Origin of the sequence: Gillisella taibaishanensis, from assembly GCF_001938985.1 — a bacterium.
Lineage (GTDB): Bacteria > Pseudomonadota > Alphaproteobacteria > Rhizobiales > Rhizobiaceae > Allorhizobium > Allorhizobium taibaishanense.
Genome location: NZ_MKIN01000022.1, coordinates 296,821 through 318,309, shown reverse-complemented (window position 1 = coordinate 318,309; position 21,489 = coordinate 296,821). Strand labels below are relative to the sequence as shown.

General features: G+C 58.3%; 17 protein-coding genes and 1 tRNA gene. 13 read left to right on the top strand and 5 right to left on the bottom strand.

Annotated elements, in window-relative coordinates:
- Nucleotides 1-349 precede the first annotated feature (349 nt).
- Both BJF91_RS12680 and ilvC read left to right on the top strand, forming a co-directional pair.
- Nucleotides 350-973 (top strand): TetR/AcrR family transcriptional regulator C-terminal domain-containing protein, encoded by a 624-nt coding sequence (locus tag BJF91_RS12680; RefSeq protein ID WP_234801642.1) that lies wholly within the window; start codon nucleotides 350-352, stop codon nucleotides 971-973.
- 78 nt (nucleotides 974-1,051) lie between these two features.
- The gene (ilvC, locus tag BJF91_RS12675) at nucleotides 1,052-2,071 is read left to right on the top strand and encodes a ketol-acid reductoisomerase (RefSeq protein WP_075614875.1); all 1,020 of its coding nucleotides are present in this window, start codon (nucleotides 1,052-1,054) and stop codon (nucleotides 2,069-2,071) included.
- Between the two features lie 91 nt (nucleotides 2,072-2,162).
- On the opposite strand, the gene BJF91_RS12670 is transcribed toward ilvC, so the two are convergent.
- Nucleotides 2,163-3,029, bottom strand: a complete 867-nt coding sequence (locus BJF91_RS12670) for a MerR family transcriptional regulator (RefSeq protein ID WP_075614874.1) — start codon at nucleotides 3,027-3,029, stop codon at nucleotides 2,163-2,165.
- Nucleotides 3,030-3,425: 396 nt separating this feature from the next.
- On the opposite strand from BJF91_RS12670, the gene BJF91_RS12665 reads away from it, so the two are divergent.
- The 5 genes from BJF91_RS12665 (at nucleotide 3,426) to BJF91_RS12645 (ending at nucleotide 8,682) form a co-directional block, all read left to right on the top strand.
- Complete coding sequence (locus tag BJF91_RS12665; RefSeq protein ID WP_075614873.1) at nucleotides 3,426-5,102, top strand: methyl-accepting chemotaxis protein; 1,677 nt, start codon at nucleotides 3,426-3,428, stop codon at nucleotides 5,100-5,102.
- A 209-nt stretch (nucleotides 5,103-5,311) separates the two neighbouring features.
- Nucleotides 5,312-6,067, top strand: a complete 756-nt coding sequence (locus BJF91_RS12660; RefSeq protein WP_083943290.1) for a DNA mismatch repair protein MutT — start codon at nucleotides 5,312-5,314, stop codon at nucleotides 6,065-6,067.
- A 73-nt stretch (nucleotides 6,068-6,140) separates the two neighbouring features.
- Nucleotides 6,141-7,058 (top strand): PhzF family phenazine biosynthesis protein, encoded by a 918-nt coding sequence (locus BJF91_RS12655; protein ID WP_075614872.1) that lies wholly within the window; start codon nucleotides 6,141-6,143, stop codon nucleotides 7,056-7,058.
- 139 nt (nucleotides 7,059-7,197) lie between these two features.
- Nucleotides 7,198-7,273: transfer RNA gene (locus tag BJF91_RS12650), tRNA-Lys, on the top strand.
- Between the two features lie 461 nt (nucleotides 7,274-7,734).
- Nucleotides 7,735-8,682: a methyltransferase domain-containing protein gene (locus BJF91_RS12645; RefSeq protein ID WP_075614871.1), complete on the top strand. Its 948-nt coding sequence runs from the start codon at nucleotides 7,735-7,737 to the stop codon at nucleotides 8,680-8,682.
- Between the two features lie 190 nt (nucleotides 8,683-8,872).
- Here BJF91_RS12645 and BJF91_RS12640 read toward each other — a convergent pair whose 3' ends face one another.
- Genes BJF91_RS12640 through BJF91_RS12630 form a run of 3 tightly spaced genes read right to left on the bottom strand, consistent with a single transcriptional unit; the run spans nucleotide 8,873 to nucleotide 11,689 of the window.
- Complete coding sequence (locus BJF91_RS12640; RefSeq protein WP_075614870.1) at nucleotides 8,873-9,670, bottom strand: heme ABC transporter ATP-binding protein; 798 nt, start codon at nucleotides 9,668-9,670, stop codon at nucleotides 8,873-8,875.
- Nucleotides 9,671-9,689: 19 nt separating this feature from the next.
- The gene (locus BJF91_RS12635) at nucleotides 9,690-10,784 is read right to left on the bottom strand and encodes a FecCD family ABC transporter permease (RefSeq protein WP_075614869.1); all 1,095 of its coding nucleotides are present in this window, start codon (nucleotides 10,782-10,784) and stop codon (nucleotides 9,690-9,692) included.
- Nucleotides 10,781-11,689 (bottom strand): heme/hemin ABC transporter substrate-binding protein, encoded by a 909-nt coding sequence (locus BJF91_RS12630; RefSeq protein WP_075615606.1) that lies wholly within the window; start codon nucleotides 11,687-11,689, stop codon nucleotides 10,781-10,783. Before BJF91_RS12630 ends, BJF91_RS12635 begins: the two co-directional genes overlap by 4 nt.
- 211 nt (nucleotides 11,690-11,900) lie before the next feature.
- Here BJF91_RS12630 and BJF91_RS12625 point away from each other — a divergent pair, with 211 nt between their 5' ends.
- The 3 genes from BJF91_RS12625 to BJF91_RS12615 all read left to right on the top strand — a co-directional run bounded on the left by BJF91_RS12625 (nucleotide 11,901) and on the right by BJF91_RS12615 (nucleotide 15,628).
- Entirely contained in the window at nucleotides 11,901-12,242 is a 342-nt protein-coding gene (locus BJF91_RS12625) for an antibiotic biosynthesis monooxygenase family protein (RefSeq protein ID WP_075614868.1), read from the top strand.
- A gap of 17 nt (nucleotides 12,243-12,259) precedes the next feature.
- Nucleotides 12,260-12,787: a heme utilization cystosolic carrier protein HutX gene (hutX, locus tag BJF91_RS12620; RefSeq protein WP_075614867.1), complete on the top strand. Its 528-nt coding sequence runs from the start codon at nucleotides 12,260-12,262 to the stop codon at nucleotides 12,785-12,787.
- Between the two features lie 441 nt (nucleotides 12,788-13,228).
- Nucleotides 13,229-15,628 (top strand): mechanosensitive ion channel domain-containing protein, encoded by a 2,400-nt coding sequence (locus tag BJF91_RS12615; RefSeq protein ID WP_139310678.1) that lies wholly within the window; start codon nucleotides 13,229-13,231, stop codon nucleotides 15,626-15,628.
- Between the two features lie 56 nt (nucleotides 15,629-15,684).
- On the opposite strand, the gene BJF91_RS12610 is transcribed toward BJF91_RS12615, so the two are convergent.
- A complete protein-coding gene (locus BJF91_RS12610) occupies nucleotides 15,685-16,452 on the bottom strand; it encodes a class I SAM-dependent methyltransferase (protein ID WP_075614865.1) in 768 nt (255 codons plus the stop codon).
- A gap of 238 nt (nucleotides 16,453-16,690) precedes the next feature.
- Here BJF91_RS12610 and BJF91_RS12605 point away from each other — a divergent pair, with 238 nt between their 5' ends.
- The 3 genes from BJF91_RS12605 (at nucleotide 16,691) to BJF91_RS12595 (ending at nucleotide 21,279) form a co-directional block, all read left to right on the top strand.
- Nucleotides 16,691-17,461, top strand: coding sequence for a helix-turn-helix transcriptional regulator (locus BJF91_RS12605; protein ID WP_075614864.1), 771 nt, complete (start codon nucleotides 16,691-16,693; stop codon nucleotides 17,459-17,461).
- A 289-nt stretch (nucleotides 17,462-17,750) separates the two neighbouring features.
- On the top strand, nucleotides 17,751-20,264 hold the full coding sequence (locus tag BJF91_RS12600; protein ID WP_075615605.1) for a GcvT family protein: 2,514 nt from the start codon (nucleotides 17,751-17,753) through the stop codon (nucleotides 20,262-20,264).
- A 181-nt stretch (nucleotides 20,265-20,445) separates the two neighbouring features.
- Entirely contained in the window at nucleotides 20,446-21,279 is an 834-nt protein-coding gene (locus BJF91_RS12595) for a response regulator (RefSeq protein WP_075614863.1), read from the top strand.
- Nucleotides 21,280-21,489: the final 210 nt, after the last annotated feature.

Here is a 21,489-nt window from a genome sequence, read left to right as displayed (position 1 = left end):
TCGATGTCTTAGATTTGGGCGCATTTCTCTTGCGCTGCAACCTTTCCCGTGGCCGCGATTGTGCATCGCAGGCATGCATTCGCGGACCTTGTCCGGTTTGTGACAGCGGAAAACGCAGGCTTTCAAACGGATGATCCGGTGTCGCGCGTCGATATATGACATCCCCTAATCGCTTCCTTGCCTCTGTCACTTCAATGTGAGAGGGCGCGAGGCGACGATTATAAATTAATCACACCGATCATTCTTCATTCTCCTGCGCTGGGTGCTTGACGTTCTTTTCGAAGCGCGCTACTAGGAACCGTACCGTACGGTACTTATGGAGAGGATTAATCGCGTGTCGAGCAATGCCATGCCAACAGCAGAATTTTCTGCACGCCAGAGCGCGGTTCTGGCGGAGGCTCTTCGTCTTCTGGTCGAGGGCGGCGATAAGGCGTTGACGACGGCGGGTCTGGCGCGTGCCGCCAATTGCTCCAAGGAAAGCCTTTATAAGTGGTTTGGCGATCGCGACGGCTTGTTGTCGGCGATGATTTCCTACCAAGCCAGCAAGGTCCGCACCTTCGAGCGCGCCGGCGAGCGGCTGAGCCCGCAGATGCTTGCCGATCATTTGCAGGTATTTGCCCGCGATTTGCTCGACGTGCTCTCTGGCGAAATCTCGCTGGCGCTCAATCGGCTCGCCATCGGCCAGACCAGCCGTGACGGCTCCAAGCTTGGCCAGATGCTGCTGGAGCGCGGCCGCCGCCAGATCGACCGGCGGGCGAGGGCGCTGCTCGATGCCGGCCGCCGCGATGGTCTGTTGCGCTTCGAGGACGGCGAGGATGCCTATCGCACTCTCTACGGCCTGATCGTTTCGGATCTGCATGTCCGTCTTCTGCTCGGTGAAAAGCCAGAGCCGAACAAATTCGACGCCCGCGCGCAGAAGGCGGTTGCCGCCTTTCTCGTGCTGCACGGCACGGAGAAAAGCATGTCGGCGTAACCGCGCCGGCGTTTTTTAAAACCCTGTCATAACCAGACAAGCCCAAACAACACGACAAGCATAGGGAAGGATTACACAATGCGCGTCTATTACGATCGTGATGCCGACTTGAACCTCATCAAGGCGAAGAAAGTCGCTATCATCGGTTACGGCTCTCAGGGCCGGGCCCATGCGCTGAACCTGAAGGACAGCGGTGCGCAGAACGTGGTCATCGCGCTGAAGGCCGGTTCGGCCACCATCGCCAAGGCCGAAGCCGATGGCTTCAAGGTCATGACCGTTGCTGAAGCCGCTGCCTGGGCCGACCTGATGATGATGGCGACCCCGGACGAGCTGCAGGCCGACATTTACAAGGCTGACATCGCTGGCAACATCCGCGACGGCGCTGCCATTGCCTTCGCCCATGGCCTGAATGTCCATTTCGGCCTGATCGAGCCGAAGGACACTGTCGACGTCGTCATGATCGCGCCGAAGGGCCCTGGTCATACCGTTCGCGGCGAATACCAGAAGGGCGGCGGCGTGCCTTGCCTGGTTGCCATCCATCACAATGCTTCGGGCAATGCCCTTGAACTCGCTCTGTCCTACGCCTGCGGCGTTGGCGGCGGCCGTTCCGGCATCATCGAAACCACTTTCCAGGAAGAATGCGAAACCGACCTGTTCGGCGAGCAGGTCGTTCTCTGCGGCGGTCTGGTCGAGCTGATCCGCGCTGGTTTCGAAACCCTGGTCGAAGGCGGCTATGCGCCTGAGATGGCCTATTTCGAATGCCTGCACGAAGTGAAGCTGATCGTCGATCTGATCTATGAAGGCGGCATCGCTAACATGAACTACTCGATCTCCAACACGGCAGAGTGGGGCGAATACGTCACCGGTCCTCGCATCATCACGGCTGAAACCAAGGCTGAAATGAAGCGCGTTCTGCACGACATCCAGACCGGCAAGTTCACCTCGGATTGGATGCAGGAATACCGTGCAGGTGCTGCTCGCTTCAAGGGCATTCGCCGCATGAACGACAAGCACCAGATCGAAGAAGTCGGCGCCAAGCTGCGCGGCATGATGCCCTGGATCGCCAAGAACCAGTTGGTCGACAAGGCCCGCAACTAATCCTGCGAAAGCGGTTCGCCAATTAGGCTTCGACTAAGAATGGCGGGGATGTTTCGGCATCCCCGCCTTTTTGTTAAGAGCCGTCTCGGCCTCAATCGGCCTGCAGGGCTGCCGTCGCCGTCTCGAAAAGGTCAATTCGATCGAAATAGGTGACGCCCGTGATCGGCGGCAAATCGGCGAACGCGGCGCCGCCTAGCCAGAGCGCCACATTGGCGGGAAGAGCGGCGCGGATAGTCTTGATCTGAGAGATCGCATTGCGATTGCGCTTGACCGCGCCGCTGAGGCAAACGATCGTAGAGCCAGTCTTTGTCACCGCTTCCGCCAAAGCCTCGGCCGGAAGCTGGCTGCCAAGATAGGTAGCGTGCACACCTTGATCCCGGGCAATGATCGCCGCGACCAACGCGCCTATTTCATGCAATTCGCCCTCAACCGTTGAAAACACCATGCGGTGTGCGCCGCGCGGGGCTGGCATGAGCTTGAAGGCGCCGCTCAGCAGCGCCCGGATGGCTGCCGTTACCAGATGTTCGCTGGCAATGGACATTTTGCCCTCTGCCCAGAGGCGGCCAATTTCACTCATCAATGGCAGCACGACTTCCCGACAGAATTCGACCGGCCCGAGCGTCATGAAGCGGGTGCCCAGCATCCGGTCCAAGCCGTCACCATCCATGAGCTCAATCGCCGCGATGACGTCACCCAGATCTTGCAGCCTTTTCTGGCCGAGCAGTACCCTCTGCAAGTCGTCGTTCGAGAGGTGAATGATGGAGCCGATCCGCTGGCCATTGTCGACGCAGCCCTTCAGCAATTGCAGCCTGAGAAGATCCTCATGTCGATAGATGCGGCGGCCTGTTTCCGTCCGCTCCGGCACGATCGCCCCATAGCGCCGCTCCCACGCGTGCAGAACAAGCTTGGACAAGCCGGTTTCTTCGACAATTTCCCGAAGCGAATAAGTGTTCTTCATGAGTTGCACCGCGTCACATGTCACTATTTCTAACATATACAACAATGCTTATAAGCCGGTAAATCCACTTATTGTCGACGATTGCAGTGAAAGGTAACGCTTTCATTCGAGGTTTTCTGGCCGCTATTCCTTATTGTCGTGAAACGGCGAGGAGACCGCGTCTTCACAGAAAACGGGCGTTTTCGTGCAGTTTTAGAGCTTTGGCGTTTGAGCCCCTATAAATTTAGGGAAATTTAAATTGCAACGATAACGCGTCCTTCATCTTGTTCCATCAATATACAGTAACTGCATAGTTCTTCTAATTTAGATATTTATTGTATTTATTTTTGTGCGATAATGTTGGCATCAAATGACGCTGGTCAAAGCACCACGCCGATGGGAAGTCGAGGATTGAACATGAGCATTTTCGGATTGGGAGCTGATGCCAGGTCAGAAGTTGTCGCCCTGCGCAAATCGCAGGCAGTGATAGAATTCGGCTTGGACGGAACGATCCTCGACGCCAACGAGAATTTTTGTCAGGTGATCGGCTACACGCTGGCCGAGATCAAGGGCAAGCACCATCGGATATTCGTCGACCCGAGCGAGATCGAGGGGCCGGAGTATCGGCAGTTTTGGCAAAACCTTAGCCAGGGTAAGTTCCAACGCGCTCAATATCGCCGTATTGGCAAGGGTGGCCGGGACGTCTGGATCGAAGCCTCATACAATCCCGTCATGAAGGGCGGCAAGCCCTTCAAGGTGATCAAATACGCAACAGATATCACTGCGACGAAGCTCAAGGCCATGGAAGACGATGCCAAGCTAAAGGCAGTATCCGTGTCGATGGCCGTGATCGAATTCACGCCCGATGGCACGATCATCACCGCCAACGAAAATTTCTGCACGGCGCTGGGTTACGCACACTCCGAACTCGTCGGTCGCCATCACAGGATGTTCTGCGAGAAGGACTATAGTGCGTCGGCCGACTATACCGCTTTCTGGCGCGATCTCGCCAGCGGACGGACCATGGCCAACGAGTTCCGCCGTGTTGCCAAGGACGGCCACGATGTCTGGATCCAAGCCACGTATAATCCGGTTTTCGACGCGCATGGAAAGGTCTGCAAGATCGTAAAATTCGCCACCGATGTGTCCAACCGTATGGATGCTATCGCCCATCTCGGCGTTGCATTGAAGGCGTTGGCTGCCGGCGACCTGACCATGACGATCGAGAGGACATTTGTCCCGACCATGGAAAAGCTTCGTGCCGATTTCAATGAGGCACTCAATCATCTGCGCAACACGATCAATGGAGTGACGATAAGCGCCCGCTCCATCGCTTCAAGCACAAACGAGATCAAAGAGGCTGCCAACGATTTGTCGCGCCGCACCGAAGTGCAGGCTGCTTCCGTTGAAGAGGCTGCGGCATCTATGGAGCAAGTCACGACCACTGTGGCCGATTCGGCGGAGAGGGCCACGGAGGTCGCCCGGCTCATGGGGGAAACTCGTGTCAATGCCGAGCAGTCAAGCGCAATCGTCAAGGATGCCGTGGTTGCCATGAACGAGATCGAACAGTCTTCCGGACAGATTTCGAGCATTCTTGGCGTGATCGACGAGATTGCTTTCCAGACCAATCTTCTTGCCCTGAATGCAGGCGTGGAAGCGGCTAGGGCCGGTGAGGCCGGCAAGGGTTTTGCGGTCGTTGCCCAGGAAGTACGTGAACTCGCCCAGCGCTCGGCGGCATCTGCCAAGGAAATCCGACAGTTGATCAATGTGTCGGGCAAACAGGTCGGCCGCGGCGTCGATCTTGTCGGTCAGACTGGCGCAGCGCTCGATCTGATCCTCGGCCAGATCCGTTCTATCGACAGCAACGTCTTGGCGATCGTCAACGGCGGCAGAGAGCAGGCGACAGCCCTGCGGGAAATCAACAGCTCGGTCAACGTCATCGATCAGTCCACTCAGAAGAATGCGGCAATGGTCGAAGAAACCACCGCGGCGGCCTTTTCACTCGCCAAGGAAGTCGAGGATCTTTTCCATATGGTCGCTCAATTCAAGACGGAAGCCAGGACCAACGCCGCGAGCTATTCGAGAGCGGCTTGAGTTAGAGGCCTTTTACAGACCACGGCAGAAGGTGCAGTGCTCGTAAGACATCCGTCTGACGAGCACTTTTGATATTGAGGCGGGAAAACGTGAAGACGTGATGCTGCTGTCATCTTTTTGCGCAGGGCTCCCTTTACAAATGCTGGAAATCCCCGCCAATAACGGGGCTGCGGCGCCCTGACGGGACCTGCTAGATAAAGGACCCCTCGATGCTGTCTCATGCCAAGATCATGCTATCGCAGGCCGATGACGGCCTTGCGGCCTTTCCGGCAGATGGTGAGGTTTTTGATATAGACCTCCTTGATCTCAGTGTTCAGCCTGGCGACCATCCGTTTCATAGCAGCAATCTGGACGCTATTCGCCGAAATTGGGCCGCCGAGTCGGCTGCCAATCCGGCACTTTACGACGGCTCCATGGTGTTGTTCTCGTCGCTGAGGATCGGCACAGGGGAAATGGTCGGCGCCGGCCATATCGTGCCCTATTCGACATTCCTGTTCTGGCGTCGGCAGGCTGAGCCGGATTTTGGCTATCATCTGTTCGCCTTCCCGGTCGTGTTGTCGGCGGACGGCGCGATGATTGCCGTTGAAATGGGGGCTCATACGGCCAACGCAGGACGGGTCTATTGCCCGGCCGGCTCGCTCGATGGTTCCGATATCGTCGATGGCAAGGTTGATGTCGACGGTAATATGCGCCGCGAGGTGTTGGAAGAGACTGGCCTGTCGCTGGCGGAGGCGGTCATTGATCCACAACTTCGAGCCTATCGTCGCGGACGGCGGGTGACGATGTTCCGGGTATTCCGCCTACCGCTGTCCACCGAGGCAATTTTCGAGCGCGTGGCCGCGCATATGGCCGTAGACGAGGAGCAGGAGATTTCCCGCGCCGTCGCGATCCGCTCGGCCGATCGCAGTGCTTACGATTACACGCCAGACATGTATCCCCTGCTCGATTGGGTTTTTCCCGGCTAAGCGACGGTTCGCCTTGCATGGCCGGCGCCGCTCGTGCAGTCTGCGCCGAAGGTAACGGCGACTGGAGGCTTGTTTGGCTCGGCACTATTGCATTTACGACGTCTTCACGGATAAAAAGCTGGGCGGCAACCCGCTTGCAGTCGTGTTCGATTGCGAAGGTCTTGATGACGACGCGTTGCAGGCAATAGCGCGGGAATTCAATTTATCGGAGACCGTCTTCGTGTTTCCCTCCGTGAATGTCGCGCATGTAGCGCGTATCCGGATCTTCACGCCTGGCCGGGAATTACCCTTTGCAGGCCATCCAACGGTTGGAACCGCCATTGCGCTGGCGGAGAAGGCGCATCAGGATCGCTCGGGGCCTATCGACCTCGTTTCCGTGATCGACGAAAAGATTGGTCCGGTGCGTTGTGCAGTGAGCCTGCGGCCGGGTGAGGTAAGCTTTGCCGAATTTGACCTGCCGAAAACTTCGACACAGATCCAACTGCCGCTCGACCGGCAGGGTATTGCCGATGCGCTGGCGCTGAAGCCCAGCCAGCTGTTCTTCGAAAATCATGTGCCGTCGATCTGGTCGGCCGGTGTGCCCTTCCTGTTGGTGCCGGTCAACAACCTGGGTGAGGTCGAGAGCATCGAGTTCGATCCGCAGCTCTGGGAGCGTGCCGCGCCCTTTTGCGACGGTGCTTTGACCTCCGCCTATGTCTATTGCCGGGGCGGCGTGCACCATGCTGCCCATTTCCACGCGCGGATGTTTTCACCCGATATGGGGATTGCCGAGGACCCGGCGACAGGTTCGGCTGTCGCCGCACTTTCCGGTGCAATCCAGCATTTCGACGCCTTGCCTGATGGGCATCACCCCTTGCTGATCGAGCAGGGCTTAGAGATGGGCCGACCCTCTTTCATCCACCTTCACATCGATACCAAGGACGCCAAAGTTTTCCGCGCCCGCATCGGCGGCAATGCCGTGCGCATAGCCTCCGGCCAACTCGACATTTGATTTTGCTGACTTTTTCGTGGGTTAGCGGTTTTTTGCCCTTTCCTTCAATGTTTTTTTCAAAGGGCGCTGGACAAGGGCGGGGAACCCCTTTATATCCCCGCTCACGGCAGCGGCGAGGCACTTACCAAGCTCTGCAGGCGGGTGATTAGCTCAGTTGGTAGAGCAGCTGACTCTTAATCAGCGGGTCGTAGGTTCGAGCCCTACATCACCCACCATTCTTTTCCAACCGTGTTTAAGGTTGAGTTTGACAGGGTTTACCCTGGTTATTCTTCCTCAGAATATAAAAATTGTCATGAGCTTAGCTGGTGAGCGGTCTGTGCGCCGATCGCTGTGGATAATGCAGCTCTTCCAGTTTCTCGATAAGTCTATGCTGTCCTAGCAAGAAGCGGAATTTTTATACCGTCTTGCCTGTGGCAGGCGGCTCGCGAGAGCCGATTCATACGGCTTTTTCCTTTTTGCTTCCCGCCCGGGCTGAGGTTGCGCCGTATGTTGAGGGGCGTTGGGTTGCCATGAAAAGATTATCTTTAATTGCCAACCTTGCGGGCGCTGTGCGATTGAGCCTTTTAAGGAGAGGACCTGCGTGGTGCCGACCTGGTTAGGTGGCCCTCGGGTGTGGCCGGTTGAGAAGATATTATCCAGCTTTGTCTGGACCGTAGCGTAAAGTGAGTGAGGGGCAGTGATCAATATCCGTGATTATGTCTGGCCAGCGCCTGATGATGGAATGCTGCTTTGGGTGCGCCGTTTTCTTGATCAAGCTGAAGCGCGATCCTGGTTGAGTAAAGCGACACTGTGTTCTGCCTTAAAGAACCGGCTCGAAATCAGGGACTGGTTCGCGCGAAAACATCTGCGTGGACGGGGCATAGAGCTTGGCGCACAGCAGGTTCCGACGAATGTGGGACAGGGCTGCCGGGTCGAATATGTCGATGTCGTTTCCAACGAGACCCTTGTCGCGCTTTATGGGCTGCCGGTGGACGAACTCGTACCGCTGGCCCATGTCATCGATGGAAACGATCTATCGGTCTACGCAGACGGCGCGTTGGATTTCGTCATTGCCAACCATGTGCTTGAGCATTTCGACGATCCGGTTGGCGGCCTGCGTGAGTGGATGCGGATTGTCAAAGACGGGGGCTATTTGTTTATCACCCTGCCGAATTTTCGTGGGAATTGCTACGATTTCGAGCGCCCTCCGGTGCGGCGGGATCATCTGGACCTCGATCACCGAGACGCGGAGGGCCGGCCAGCGCGTAATTTCCAGCACTATGTCGATATCTGCCGCACTCTCTACCAAATAACCGATCCGGTCGAACTCGACCGCCAGGCGCAGGAATGGGTCGACGCTGACCTCAGGCAGCATTACCACGTTTACGACGTGCAGTCGGTCCGCGACGTCGTGTCTCTGGCAGCCGAGGCGAGTTCATCTGGCTTGCGCTATGTCGACGGATTGCTATCGCCGGACGGATTTGAGTTTTTGATCGTTCTTGAGAAGCGCTCGTCGGGCGGCCTTCTTGGCTGGCCATCATCGATGCAACGGTTGATAGGCTCATTGCGATGTCACGCTATGTTTTGTGACCTGCATCTCGTGCGGGCTTATCTTTTACAGATGGTGTCCAAGCGGCGATCGTAAAGAGCTGATGGAGTGGACGCTGTGGATAGTCAGACGTCTGCTTAAGGTCGTTCTTTTTTTGTTCAGTGAAGAGGTCGGGTTTTTCCCTCTTTGTTCACGTTATTTCTGAAACTTCATCCAAAAATGGCTGTGGATTCCTGTGGATAACTTTGGTTAGCCGTTTGCCGCCTATGGAGATGATTCGCCGGCTTCAGATCGCCGATGCGAACGCAGGGTGGCGCGATTGAGGTAGCACGAAAGGTGTTGTTTCCGGGGTGCGGCCTACAGTGCCGCTGAGGCCATAGACTGAGGTGATGATGTCGTCTCGGATGACGGTTTGCGGTGGTCCTTCAGCGATTGCTCTACCGCCCTTGAGGATCAGCAGGCTGTCGGCAAATTCGGCAGCCAGATTGAGGTCGTGCAGCACTGCCATCACCATGCCGCCTGCGGCGGCGAATTCCCGCGCGATTTCCAGCACTGATATTTGATGGGTGAGGTCAAGGCTAGAGGTGGGTTCGTCGAGAAACAGGGCACGCGGGCCCGCCTCGTTGACTGGTGTTGGCAGCTGCGCGAGAACTCGCGCAAATTGCACCCTCTGCTGCTCGCCTCCGGAAAGCGCCTGGTAAGCGCGTGCCTCAAGTGCTGCAAGCCCGACCCTTGCAAGTGCCCTCCGAGCATCCTCGCAGGGCTTTAGACTGCCGGCGGCGATTGCGCCCATACGCACCACTTCAAGAGCCGTGAAGGGAAAGGAGAGGCTGGTGCTTTGCGGCAGAACGGCGCGTCTTTCCGCCAACTGCCGGGGCTTTAGCCGGCTGATATCCTCGTCGCCATACAGGATATGACCGCTGTCCGGCTTGATGTCGCCGCTTATCAGCTTTAGCAGCGTCGATTTTCCAGCGCCGTTCGGGCCGATGACAACGGTGAAGCGGCCGGGCACAAGGCGTAAGCTGACCTTTTCCAGAATAGGGCGGCCCTGGCGTGTGAGGACCAAATGGTCGGCAATGATCATTGCTATTCCTCCACCAATGTCAGTCGATGAGGCCGCGCCCGCCGCGGCCAAGCAGCAGAAGCAGAAATACAGGCGCACCGATCAGCGCGGTAATGATGCCGATTGGCAATTCTGCGGGTGCTGCAACGGTGCGGGCGATGCTGTCGGCAAGCAGCAGCAGGCTTGCGCCGCCAAGTGCTGCGCCCGGCAGCAGGAAACGGTGCGACGGACCGATCGCCAGCCGCAGAAGATGCGGCACGATGATGCCGACAAAGGCAATCGAGCCGGCCACGGCCACGGATGCGCCGCAGGCGCCCGCGACAACCAGCACGCTGATGCGCTTCAGTCGTTCCACCGGGATGCCCATATGAAAGGCTGCGGCGTCGCCGAGCACCAGCGCGTCCAGTCCACGGGCGAGAAAGGGCAGCAGGGCGAGTGCTGCGAGAATAAAGGGGGCAATCGACAGCGCCTTGCCATAGGTGGCGCCACCGAGCGAGCCGAGGCTCCAGAAGGTGATGTCGCGTAGCGCGCGGTCATCGGCAAGGAAGATCAGCAATCCGGTTGCTGCCATGGTCAACGCGCCGATGGCAATGCCGGAGAGCACCAGCGCCACGGTGGATGTCTGGCCGCCGCGCGTGGCAATCCGGTAGAGCATGCCGGTATTGATCAGTGCGCCGGCAAAAGCCATCAGCGGTAGGAACTGCGCCCCGAGTGCGGTCTGCAAGGGCAGCAGCAGGGTAGGGCCAAGCACGATGGCCGCGACGGCGGCAAGGCTCGCGCCTGAGGTGACGCCGACGATGCCGGGATCGGCAAGCGGATTGCGAAACAGGCCCTGCATCATCGCGCCTGACAGACCGAGCCCGGCGCCGACCAGCAAGCCAAGCAGGGTGCGCGGCAGGCGCACCGCTTCCAGCACGATCAGATCCTGCTTGGACAGTGTCTGGTGGCCCGAGAGGAGGCTGCCGGCCAGATAAGACATCAGATCGCGGAGCCCGACGCCGGTTGGGCCACTGGTCAAAGAGATAAGGCAGGCGGCTACGAGAAGGGCGCTTAGCAAGGCCAGTGCCAAAGCGCCCTGCTGCGACCGATCTCCGCGCGCGGGCTGCTGCTGCGCGATGTCGATGGCGATGCTCACCGGATGGCCGCCCCGGGATAAAGCCGGCTTGCCAGCTCACGGGCGGCGTCCGCGGTGCGCGGGCCAAAGCCTAAGAGATAGAGGCTGTCCATGCTCACAAAGGCCTTTTGCTTGGCCGCCGGGCTTGCAGCAAGCGCGGGCAGGGCAAACACATCCTCGGCTTTAACAGGGGCAGCACCCTGGTCCATGGTGAGGATTACGTCAGGTGCGGCGGCAATCACTGCCTCGTCGCTCAGCGGTTTATATCCGGTGCTATCTGCGAGCGCGTTGGTGGCGCCCGCAAGCCTGATCATTGCGTCCGCCGCAGTGTCCTTGCCCGCGGCCATGATCCGGCCATTGGCGATGGAGAGCACGAACATCACCCGCTTTCGTTCCGGCGGCAGATGGGCAAGATCGGCCTTCAGCTTTGCCAGGTCGGCGTCTGCCTTTCCGGCCAGCGCGTCCGCTTCGCTGGTCTTGCCGATGGCGGCACCAATGGCACGAATGCGGGCGCCAACGGTTTCGGCAGCCGGCGGTTCTGCAATGTTGATGAGGCGGATGCCGCTTTGCGCCAGCACCGCAAGAGCGTCCGGCGGGCCTGAGCCAGCCTCCGTCAGGATGAGGTCTGGCGTCTGCGCCAGAATACCTTCGGCCGAGAGGCGGCGCATATAGCCAACATTGGGCTTCTTGGTAGCTTCGGATGGATAGAAACTGGTCGAATCGACTGCCACGATGCGGTCGCCAGCGCCGAGATCATAGAGGATTTCGGTGACGGTGCCGCCGACAGAGACGATTCGGTGTGCTTCTGGTTGACTGTCCGCTGCCCGCACGACTGTCGAAGATAAAAGGGCAAAGCCGACGAAGGCCAGCACCAGGCGGGGCAGGCCGGAGCGGTCGGGGCAGGCGAGGCGAGAAGAGAGTCTCATCGAAAAATCGTCCTGGATCTTGCTCGACAAGCGCGGTTGCGCGCATGGTTCAAAGCAATAACTGGTGATGGTCATGCGCCCTTTGGTACACTCTAACAGAGCAGGTGTCGGACTGGTCGCGATGGGCCGGGTTTTAACTTGACTATAATGCACAAGTTTAAATAATGGTGCAACAGGACATTGGCGGCGCGGTGCCGCAAAGGAGCAGAGCATGTATATCGCAATGAACCGCTTTCGCGTCGTTCCCGGCTTTGAAGAGGCTTTCGAGGCGCAATGGCGCGAGCGTCAGGGCCGTTTGGCGGAAGTGCCCGGTTACATCGAGTTTCACATGCTGAAGGGCCCCAAGAGCGAGGATCACACGCTGTATGCCTCCCATACCGTCTGGGAAAATCACGAGACCTTTGTCGCATGGACGAAATCGGAGCAGTTTCGCGCCGCCCATGCCAATGCCGGCAAGAGCAAGGTGCAATATCTGAGCGGTCCGCATTTCGAAGGTTTCGAGGTCATCCTTCACGAAGACAGCACCGGCACGCGCCGCTCCGAAGCGGCTTGAGCCTGCTGGAGATGAGCATGGACATCATTGATCATGCGCCATCGTCTGCGCTCGATCGAGCGAAGGCGGCCCTGGCCGCCAAGCCCGACGGCGTGGTGGAAGCGATTGCGGACGAGGCCGGTGTGACGCCCGCCGAGGTACTGGCACTCCTGCCCGCCGACGCCGTGACGCTGGCACCATCCGAGGCTTTCGAGCCGATCTGGGCGCATCTGACTGGCTGGGGCGATGTGCTGACCATTGTCCATACCAAGGACGTGGTTCTGGAAGTGGTCGGCGCCCTGCCACCTGGCTCTATCGGTCATGGCTGGTTCAATATCCACGGCGACAGCCCTGTTGGCGGCCATATCCGCATGGAGCGCTGCCGCTCCATCGCCTTCGTCGACCGCATGTTCCACGGCCGCCGTTCGCTGTCGATCTGGTTCATGAACGAGGATGGCGGCGCCATGTTCAAAATCTTCGTGCGCCGGGACGCGGAAAAGGCGCTGATTGCCGAACAGGTGGCGCTGTTTGAAATACTCAGAGCTGGTTATCGCCAGCCGCGTTGATTTCTTCCCTCGGCGGGTTCATCCTGCCTTGGTGGATCCACGCCATTTTGCTTGATTGCGAGCCGGCATCAATACCGCGCTCCTGCTTTTCTATCGCCGCTCCTGCGACATCGCTCGCCCTTGCGCGCCATCTTCGTCAATCCCTAAATTTCCTGTCGAAAACCGGTTTCTCCTTCATCAGGCGGTGCTATATCGAGAGCATCGTGTGTACCGATTGCGCCATTGCCTGAGCGCGACCGGCTTATCCTTGTTTGGCTTGATCATGGATTAGCCGGAAAGGGCTGGCAGGCCTGCGCATCGGCATGTTTCGTGAGTGCTTGCCATAGGAAAGCGTAAAGCAGTTTTCCTTTGGTAAAAGCCGGAGACAGTGAGTCGGAGCGTTCGCTTTTTGCCTGAGATGGCGACGCGCTTCAGGGATAAAGGGACAGTGAGTTGAAGAGCTTGAAGAGATTTCTTGCGCTATTTTCGATGATCCTGGCGCTTGCGCTAGGGGCAGAAGGTTTCGGTCCGCACGGCTTCACCGGCCCGGCCCAGGCTCAGGACAGCCCCTTTGCCGGCGACGATCCGGTCGCCAAGGCGCCGTCGACCCTCGATCAGATCCAGAAGAAGATCGATTCGCTTGCCGATGTCCCGACAAGATCAGGAAATAACGACCGTGAGCTGATGGCTGCGAAGTCTGCGCTGGATGACATCACCGGCCAGTTGCTGGCGATGAAGGCGCAGATCGCGCCACGCCAGGACGATATTGCCGCGCGGCTCAAGGATCTCGGCGATCCACCCAAGGACGGTCAGCCGCCCGAAGCAACTGATGTGACGCAGCAGCGCAACAAGCTCAACGCGCAAAAAGGGCAGGTTGCCTCGGTCCTGAACCGGATCGACGATGTCAGCAAGGCGGCAAACGATCTTGCCATTAAGATCATCACCACGCGAAGAGAATTGTTTACCCGGCAATTGCTTGCTCATACCGATGTTTCGGTTGACAGCATGGGCGCGGCACTCATGTCGGTCGGTCCGGAAATGCGCAAATTCGTCGACCTGGTCGATGGCTGGGTCAGCTTCGCCTGGCGGTTCAAGAAGATTTCGCTGGCCTCTGCCCTGGTGTTGTCGCTGGCGCTTGCACTAGGCATCCGTTTTACCTTGCACCGCCTTCTCGGGCCTGTGATCGAACGTGGCAAACTGGAGGAAAATCCCTCTTATATGAGCCGGTTTTCCGTTGCCTTCTGGTCGACGATTATTCCCTCATTCGCCTTTGCCTTCTTCCTGATCTCGACCTTTTTCTTCCTCGACAACTTCAATGTGATGCGGCCGGATATCCAGCCGATCATCAATTCCTTCTTTGGTGTGTTCTGGCTCGTGTTCTTTGCCGCGCGCCTGGCAATTGCCGTCTTCAATCCCTGGGCGCCGAAGTGGCGGCTGGTGCACGTGTCGGATCGCGGCAGCCGGCGGTTGGTTGCCGCCTTCGTGGGAATGACCACGATCAATGGTCTCGACTATGCCATGGGCAGCATAGCCCAGACGCTGGGATCGCCGATCGAACTGACGGTTCTGAAGGGAATGATGTCCTCAAGCCTGATCGGGCTGATTCTGCTGGTCGTGTCGTTCACTCGCCCCTTTTTGCCGAAGACCGAAGAGGAAGCCGAGGCCGGGCGTCCCTGGTCGAAGCGCACGGCACTGGCCTTGAGGGTCTGTGGCGTCTGGCTGATCTTCACCGCTTTGATCGGCTATGTTGGATTGGCACGCTTCGTCGCAACACAGTTGATCCTGACCGGCGGCGTGGTCGCGACCATGTATATCGGTATCCGGTCGGGCAGGGCGGTGTCCGAGCGCGACCGGTTTGCGGAGACCATGGTCGGTCGTTTCATGCAGCGCCGTTTCAATTTCGGGCCTGTCGCCCTTGATCAGTTCGGTATCGTTGCAGGGCTGCTGATCTACGGCTTCGTGTTCATCATCGGCGTGCCGCTGGTGCTGGTCTCCTGGGGTTTCCAGCCGCCTGACATCCAGACCTGGTTCTACAATCTTTTCATCCAGATCAATATCGGCGGCATCAGCATTTCCATCGTCGGGATCTTTAGCGGCATCGCCATCTTCCTGATCGGTGTCGTTATTACCCGCTGGTTCGAGAAATGGCTGGATGGCAATGTCATGGCGCGCTCGCAGGTCGATGCGGGCGTGCGCAATTCAGTCAAGACCTCTGTCGGCTATTTCGGAGCAATCGTCGCGGGCTTCATGGGCCTGTCAGCGGCCGGCATCAATCTCTCGAGCCTGGCGCTCGTTGCTGGTGCTCTCTCGGTTGGTATCGGTTTCGGCCTACAGAACATCATTTCCAACTTTGTGTCCGGCTTGATCCTGCTGTTCGAGCGGCCCTTCAAGGTTGGCGACTGGGTGGCAACGGGGACCAGCGAAGGCTTCGTGCGGCGTATCTCGGTCCGCGCGACGGAAATCGAGACCTTCCAGCGCCAGTCGATCATCGTGCCGAATTCGCAGCTGATCAACGCTTCGGTTGGCAACTGGACCCACCGCAACAAGCTTGGTCGGATCGACATGCAGGTCAGCGCCAAGGCGATCAATGACGCGCGTCACGTCATGGCGATCCTGAGGGAAGTGGCTGGCGAGATCCCCGGCGTGTTGCGCACCCCGGAGCCTGTCGTTGTCTTCAAGAATTTTGATGGCGGCGACCTCGAATTCGAGGTGCGCGTCTTCGTTGGCGACGTGCTGAACGGGCTGTCGGTGCGCAACGAGTTGCGGCTGAGTATTTTCGAACGGTTCAAGGCTGAGCGCATCATTCTCAAGGAAGAGGCGCCGGCAACGGCAGACCCACCGGCGCCTGCGCTTGATGCCTGATTGTTATGGAGGACCGGATCTGTCGACATCCGGTCCTCATTATCTGCTGAGATGCGCTAGACCCGGCGGGTCTCGAACATGGCGACGTCGAGCATAAACGAGCCGTCGTCCTCGATCTCGAAATACGTCCTGACGTCAAAGGCGGCACTTTGCTGCAGTTGGCGGATGGCTGCCCGCAGGCTTTCCGGCGTATCCATGCGGTCTGTCCAGACCTTGAACTCCATCCGCAGCCGGCTGGTGTGGAAGGCCTCGATGGCAAAGCCCGCCCGTCCCAGCACCTCGGTCCATTCCGCAATCGTGTAATTGCGAACGTGCGAGGTGTCGCGCAGCAGTTCGACCGCCTGGAGATGGGTATTGGCGAGTGGCAGTTGCGGTGAAACGACATCGATGAATACGGCTTGCGAGCCTGACTTTAGTACCCGGCGCGCCTGGCGCAGTCCTGCCTCGGCATCGTGCCAGTGGTGCGCGGTAAAGCGACAGGCGAGGAAGTCGAACTGGCCGTCTTCGCAGGGCAGGTGTTCGACCGGTGACTGCAGTGTGGTGATATTGGCAAGGCCACGAGCCTTGGCGGCTTCAGTGACTGCCGTCAGCATGTCGTTGGACAGGTCCACCGCGGTCACAGTCTCAAGATGCGGTGCTATCGCATAGGAGACATGGCCGCCGCCGCAGCCGAGGTCAATGCCGTGGCGTGCGCCAGCGTTGCGGGCCAGCTCGCCCAGCCGGGCCAGATCCGCGCCTGTCGCGTGAACGGCGCTTTCCACATAGGCCCCGGCTCTCGGTCCGAAATTCTGCTGCACGTTTCGGTCGTGACTGTCTTTCGTCATATCTGCTCTCATGGTTGGTGTTGGTAAGGGTTCGATCCTGCTAAACTGACAAATACGACGTGGCTCCCGACAAGATCGAAACCTTGTCGCCGCTCCCCGGGGTTTGGGGGGCGGACGTTATCGCATTCTGGCGCTCGTCTTGCGGAAAATAGGCCACTGTTTGCCGAAGATCTGACCAGAGCATGACGGAAAAATATGCTGTTACAAGAGGAGCAGTTATCCTGTTATAAATGCTGCCATGCTGGATGTTGAACAGAGACGACTGCTCGGCGAATTCGTTCGCACTCACCGTGAAAAACTGATGCCTGAGCGCATCGGCCGCCGACGCACGCCGGGGCTCAGGCGGGAGGAATTGGCTGACCGCGCCGGTATCAGCCCGACATGGTGCGCCTGGATCGAACAGGGGCGCCAGGTGCAGGCCTCTCCCCATGCGCTGGCACGGCTGGCGCGTGCGCTTGAGCTTACCAGAGCCGAACGGGCCTATCTCTTTGAGCTCGCAGCACGGCGTGATCCCGACGAGGAGGAGGGCGATGCGATCGAGGACGTGCCAGCCTCGCTGGTTGCGGCCGTCAGCATGGTCCAGCATCCCGCCTATGCCCTTGACCGGAATTGGAACGCCTGCTGCTGGAATTCCGCAGCCGCCTCACTGTTTGCCGACTGGCTCGACGAGCGCAGCGAGGAAAAGAACCTAATGTGCTACGTGTTTCTCGATCCTCGAGCGCGTGAGCTGATCGTCGATTGGGAATTGAGGGCACTGCGTCTGTTGGCGGAGTTTCGTGCAGATTTCAGCCATATGATGCGCGATCCCGCCATGCGGGCGCTGGTGGAACTATTGCAGCGGGAAAGCCCACTGTTTGCAGCAGGGTGGCAGGAGCAGATGGTGCTTGAACGCCAAGGCGGAGAGCGAATGTTTACGCTGCCCGATCGTGGTCAGTTGCGGTTTCGCCAGTTCAACTACCGGCCCTGCGACCGGCCGGATTGCAAGCTGGTTTTTCTCGTGCCGCAATAGCATCCCGTCTGCTCGCTCCAGCCGATTCTGCCTCGCTGCGACGGGTTTGAAATTTTGCGATTGATCAAGAGCCGTAGCCGGTGCAGTTTTTCCACTGATGTCGCGGCGGCCCATGCCTCTGATTTAAAGAGTTACGGCGTCCTTTGCGCGTTTTGTAAAACGCGCGGCGTCGTATGTCGCAAACGGGCGGCACAGGGGGGCGGGTCTTTATCATAGTCGCGGGATGAATCGTGCGGCATCATCCGGCCACCTACGTCGGCCAGCAGCAGAACAGGGGAAATCCATGTCGATCAAATCTCATGCACGGGCCGTGGTGATCGGTGGCGGCGTCGTCGGCGTTTCCACGCTCTATCACCTTGCAAAGAAAGGCTGGAGCGATAGCGTCCTGATCGAACGCAAGGAGCTTACCTCGGGGTCGACCTGGCATGCCGCCGGCCTGCTGCCGCTGTTCAACATGAGCTATTCGGTTGGACAGATCCACAAATATTCGGTGAAATTCTATCAGGAGCTCCAGGAAGAGACCGGCATGAATGTCGGTTTCAGCAAGGTCTCCAACATTCGTCTCGCCCGTACCAAGGACCGCTGGGACGAATATATGTATTATGCCGGCATTGCCGAAACCATCGGCGTCAATGTCAATATCCTGACGCCGGAACAGGTGAAGGAGATCTGGCCGCTCTGTGAGACCGAAGGTCTGCTCGGCGCGATCCAGCATCCCGACGATGGCTATATCCAGCCGGCAGACCTGACCCAGGCACTGGCCAAGGGCGCGCGTGATCGCGGCGCCACTATCTATCGCAACACGACGGTGACAGCCATCGAGTGTCAGCCGGACGGTTTGTGGAAGATCACCACCGACAAGGGCGAAATCACCGCCGAGCACGTGATTTCCTGCACCGGCAACTTTGCCCGCAAGACCGGTGAAATGGTCGGCATCAACATTCCCGTCATTCCGGTCGAGCATCAGTATATCGTCACCGAGCCGCATCCTGCCATCGTCGAGCGCAAGGCCAAGGGCATGCCGGAAATGGGCGTGCTGCGCGAATCCGACAGTGCCTGGTATATGCGCGAGGAAAACGGCGGTCTGCTGCTCGGGCCTTACGAACATGGCGCGCCCGTGTGTTATGTCGATGGTCCCTCCGACGAGAGCGAATACGAGTTGTTCCAGGAAGAACTCGACCGGCTGATGCCGCATATCGAAACGGCGATGGTGCGCGTGCCGGCCTTCGGCGAAGTCGGGATCAAGAAGGTTTATAACGGCGCCATCGCCTATACGCCCGATGGCAACCCGATTGTCGGCCCGGCACCGGGCCTCAAGAATTTCTGGCTGAACGAAGGCCATTCCTTCGGCATCACTGCCGCTGGCGGTGCTGGCTGGCAATTGGCGGAATGGATTGTCGACGGCGAATCCACGCTCGACATGATGGGCGCCGATCCGCGCCGCTTCGGCCCCTATGCGACGGAAGGCTATCTGATCGCGAAGAACGAAGAAGCCTATGCCAATGTCTTCACCATGCATTATCCCGACGAGGAGCGCGCTGCTGCTCGCCCGTTGAAGACCACGCCAGTCTACGACCGGTTGAAGACGATGGGTGCGGTGTTCGGCTCCGTCTATGGCTGGGAGCGCGCCAACTGGTTTGCGCCCGAAGGCTATGAAGTGCCGAAGGAAGAGCTTGGCGTCGGCGTCGATGTTCTCACCAGCCATAACTACGCGCCGCCGACCGAGGATGGCCGCGTCGTTGAAAAATGGTCGTTCCGCCGCTCCAACTACTTCGAGCATGTCGGCAACGAGGTAAAGCACGTCAATCAGCATGTCGGCGTGCTCGACATGTCAGCCTTTGCCAAGATGGAAGTCTCCGGCCCTGGCGCGCGCGCCTGGCTGGACAGCATTTTTGCCAATGCGATCCCGAAAAAGCGCGGCCGCATCGCGCTTTGCCATATGCTCACCAAGCATGGCGGCGTGCGGGCTGAATTCACTGTCTACGAATGGGCTCCCGGCCGCTTCTATCTCGTCTCGGCCGGAGCCTATGAGGCTCACGACCATGATTATCTGCGCAAGCTGGCGCCGACCGAGGGCTCTGTGCGTCTGCAGCAGATCACCCAGAAGCTCGGCGTGCTCGTGCTGGCCGGGCCGAAGTCGCGTCAGGTCCTGCAGAAGCTGACCCGCACCAGCCTTGAAAACAAGGATTTCCCCTGGCTGACCGGCAAGGAAATCTCGGTTGGCGTTGCCTCCGCCCATGCCCTGCGCGTCAACTTCGTTGGCGAACTCGGTTGGGAACTGCATCACCCGATCGAAATGCAGAACTATATCTTCGACCGTTTGATGGAGGCCGGTGCCGAGTTTTCGATCAAGCCTTTCGGTATCCGCGCCATGCTGTCGATGTCGGTGGAGAAATCCTACCGTCTGATCCCGCGCGAAATGTCGATCGAATACAATGCCTATGAATCCGCACTCGACCGCTTCATCAAGCTTGATAAGGACTTTATCGGCAAGGAGGCGCTGGTTGCCTATCGCGATAATGGACTGAGATGGAATTTCGCAACCATTATTGTCGAAGGCGTCGCCGATGTTGACGCGCGCGGCTCGGAAGCGATCTACAACAGCGCCGGCGAACTCGTCGGCCGGGCCACCAACGGCACCTATGGCTGGCGCATCGGCAAGTCGATTGCGCTTGCCATGCTGCAACCCGGTTATGCGGCTGAGGGAACGCGTTTGAAGATCAAGATTCTTGGCACCCTCTATGATGCGGTGGTTGTAGGTGAGAGCCCGTTTGATCCTGATAACGCAGCGCTCAGGGCCTGATCGGCGCTACGATTTACTACCCGCGTCTCTTAACAAACCAACTCTTCTGAAAAAGGCGGCTCCATGGGGAGCCGCCTTTTTCGTTTATTAAGCATACAAGGTATAACTTGCGGTTTCAATTAATATTTCAGCAATCGATCATGTCTATGTTACGGCAAGATCATTTTTTCGAAGGCGTGTCATGACCTATCTTGGCGTTTCAGGAATGCAATATTCGGGCGAAAAATTCCCGGACGCACGTATTATTGTCGCGGAAGACTCCAACGTTTTTACATCAATGATATCGCAGCGTTTGAAAGAAATATTCAATATAGACGCGGAAATTTGCCGTACCTACGAAGATCTGATGGCCGCCAACGAGCTTTCTGACGAGCCGGTGACACTCGCAATCTCGAATATAAACTTGCCAGGCGCTGAAAACGGTGAGGCGCTCGAATATTTAACCGATCTGAGCATTCCGACCATCGTCTTTACCAGCACGTTTCATGAGAAAACCCGTGAAAAGCTTTTGGCGAAGGATATTGTCGATTACATTCTCAAGGACAATATCTTCGCAGTTGAAATGCTGATCGAGTCTGTTTGCCGCTTCCTGACCAATCACAATCACCACGTCCTGATTGTCGACGATAGCCCGACTGCGCGTGCATTGCTGTCGAGCCGCCTGAAACGCTACAATTTCCGCGTCAGCACTGCAGATAACGGTGCCAATGCGCTCCAGCTTCTCAAGAGCAACGCCGATATCGGTCTTGTCGTCACCGACTATAACATGCCCGACATTGACGGCTTTGAACTGACCCGCCGCATACGTGCGGTTCGCGGATCGCATGAATTGCGCATCATCGGCGTTTCCTCCTCCTCCGATCGGTTGCTGTCGGCTCGCTTCCTGAAGGTTGGCGGCAACGATTTTATGCTGCGGCCGTTTATCGATGAGGAGTTCTACTGCCGCGTCAACCAGAACCTTGACACTTTGGTGCAGATCCGCGCGGGCCGCAAGCGCAATCAGGCCGCAGCCTGACCTTGGCGCGGGTCGAAAAGGGAGCCGGTTTTCGAGTAGATCCGATGCGGAAAAGCAGCCGCGAGAATTGCGCGGGTTCCAAATTTTATGTTCGATGCTCCAGCTGAAAGCTGGAGCGCCCTACATCGGCATAATCGGTGGCTGAACACCGGCGTTAGACGATGCCAGCGCCGCTGAGGACAAGCCTCTTGGCGATATGCAATGGAGCAT

Excerpts from the sequence above, each read along its gene's own strand:
- BJF91_RS12680 (WP_234801642.1), top strand. The coding sequence starts at position 350 with ATGCCAACAGCAGAATTTTCTGCACGCCAGAGCGCGGTTCTGGCGGAG.
- ilvC (WP_075614875.1), top strand. The coding sequence starts at position 1,052 with ATGCGCGTCTATTACGATCGTGATGCCGACTTGAACCTCATCAAGGCG.
- BJF91_RS12670 (WP_075614874.1), bottom strand. The coding sequence starts at position 3,029 with ATGAAGAACACTTATTCGCTTCGGGAAATTGTCGAAGAAACCGGCTTG.
- BJF91_RS12665 (WP_075614873.1), top strand. The coding sequence starts at position 3,426 with ATGAGCATTTTCGGATTGGGAGCTGATGCCAGGTCAGAAGTTGTCGCC.
- BJF91_RS12660 (WP_083943290.1), top strand. The coding sequence starts at position 5,312 with ATGCTGTCTCATGCCAAGATCATGCTATCGCAGGCCGATGACGGCCTT.
- BJF91_RS12640 (WP_075614870.1), bottom strand. The coding sequence starts at position 9,670 with ATGATCATTGCCGACCATTTGGTCCTCACACGCCAGGGCCGCCCTATT.
- BJF91_RS12630 (WP_075615606.1), bottom strand. The coding sequence starts at position 11,689 with ATGAGACTCTCTTCTCGCCTCGCCTGCCCCGACCGCTCCGGCCTGCCC.
- BJF91_RS12625 (WP_075614868.1), top strand. The coding sequence starts at position 11,901 with ATGTATATCGCAATGAACCGCTTTCGCGTCGTTCCCGGCTTTGAAGAG.
- hutX (WP_075614867.1), top strand. The coding sequence starts at position 12,260 with ATGGACATCATTGATCATGCGCCATCGTCTGCGCTCGATCGAGCGAAG.
- BJF91_RS12610 (WP_075614865.1), bottom strand. The coding sequence starts at position 16,452 with ATGACGAAAGACAGTCACGACCGAAACGTGCAGCAGAATTTCGGACCG.
- BJF91_RS12605 (WP_075614864.1), top strand. The coding sequence starts at position 16,691 with ATGCTGGATGTTGAACAGAGACGACTGCTCGGCGAATTCGTTCGCACT.
- BJF91_RS12595 (WP_075614863.1), top strand. The coding sequence starts at position 20,446 with ATGACCTATCTTGGCGTTTCAGGAATGCAATATTCGGGCGAAAAATTC.